Origin of the sequence: Mesorhizobium sp. WSM3860, assembly GCF_002294995.1 — a bacterium.
GTDB lineage: Bacteria > Pseudomonadota > Alphaproteobacteria > Rhizobiales > Rhizobiaceae > Mesorhizobium.
On the sequence record NZ_NSGF01000049.1, the window covers coordinates 1 to 1,329 of the forward strand.

Here is a 1,329-nt window from a genome sequence, read left to right on the forward strand (position 1 = left end):
TGTCCGAACCGGATAGATAGGTAACAGAATGGACCGATTAGATGGGTGACAGTTTTCTCGCCAGCCGGGAGGACCGGCGATGGTTTGGCGAGAGACTGGCATCATGGATGAACGGCTACGTTTTGTTGTGGAATGCCTTGCTGGTGAGGAGCCGATGACACGGTTGTGCGCGGCCTTCGAAATCTCGCGCAAGACCGGCTACAAATGGCTTGGACGCTATCGGGAGTCCGGCCCGGAAGGCCTGCACGACCGGCCGCGGGCGCCGTTCGATCACGGCCGAGCAACGGCAGCGGAGCTGGTGGAGCGGATCGTGGCGGAGAAGGAAGCGCATCCGCTGTGGGGGCCGAAAAAGATCATGGCCCGGCTGAAGCGGGCGGAGCCCAGTTGCGGCTGGCCGGCAGTCTCGACAGCTGGAGAGATCTTGAAGCGGCACGGCCTTGTTGGGCGGCGCCGCGCGCGTTGGAGGGCGGCGGGCAACGGTCCATGGCCGGAGCCCGATGGACCGAACGCGCTGTGGACGGGAGATCACAAGGGCTGGTTCCGGACCCGTGACGGCTGGCGCTGCGAGCCGCTGACGGTGATGGATGGGGCGTGCCGCTACCTGTTGGCGTTGGCGGCGACCGGCTCGACGTCGGAAGATGAAGCCTGGCCGGTGTTTGAGCGAGCCTTCGAGGAAAACGGCCTGCCGGAGCGGTTCAGAAGCGACAATGGTTCGCCATTCGCGTCGGTCGGCGTCACCGCGCTGACGCCGCTGGCGGTGCGCTTCATCAAGCTCGGCATAGTCTTGGAGCGCATCAAGCCGGGCAAGCCGCAGCAGAATGGATGCCATGAGCGCTTCCACCTGACCATGCTGCCACTGGCCAAGAAGCCGGCGGCCGACCGGGCAGCGCAGGCCCAGGCGTTCGAGGCTTTCCGACGCGAATACAACGAGCAACGCCCGCACGAGGCGCTGGGCATGGACACGCCGGCACAGCACTACCGTCCATCAATCCGCCCCATGCCCAAGACGATACCTGAACCGGACTATCCTGCCGAGGCGGCGGTGCGGCGCGTGCGCCAAAACGGCGAGATCAAGTGGAACGGCGACTTCATCTACGTCTCCAAGACGCTGGCCGGCGAAGCGGTTGCCGCGACCGAGACCGAGGAGGGTGAATGGGCGCTCCACTTCTATGCCCACCCGCTCGGCATCATCGACGGCCGACACAAGAAACTGGTCCGCCGCAGCCCCGTCCAACCCCGACCAGACGGCCCTGCGGCGGACAGCAACTCAGGGGGAAAACTGTAACCCATGTATCCGGTTCAAAGTGTTACCCATCTATCGGCTGGACA

Annotated in this window: 1 protein-coding gene; it reads left to right on the plus strand. The window is 64.8% G+C overall.

The window, feature by feature from the left end:
- The first annotated feature begins 79 nt into the window (after nt 1-79).
- Nucleotides 80-1,285, plus strand: a complete 1,206-nt coding sequence (locus CK220_RS31200) for an integrase core domain-containing protein (RefSeq protein ID WP_095815178.1) — start codon at nt 80-82, stop codon at nt 1,283-1,285.
- The last annotated feature ends 44 nt before the right edge of the window (nt 1,286-1,329 follow it).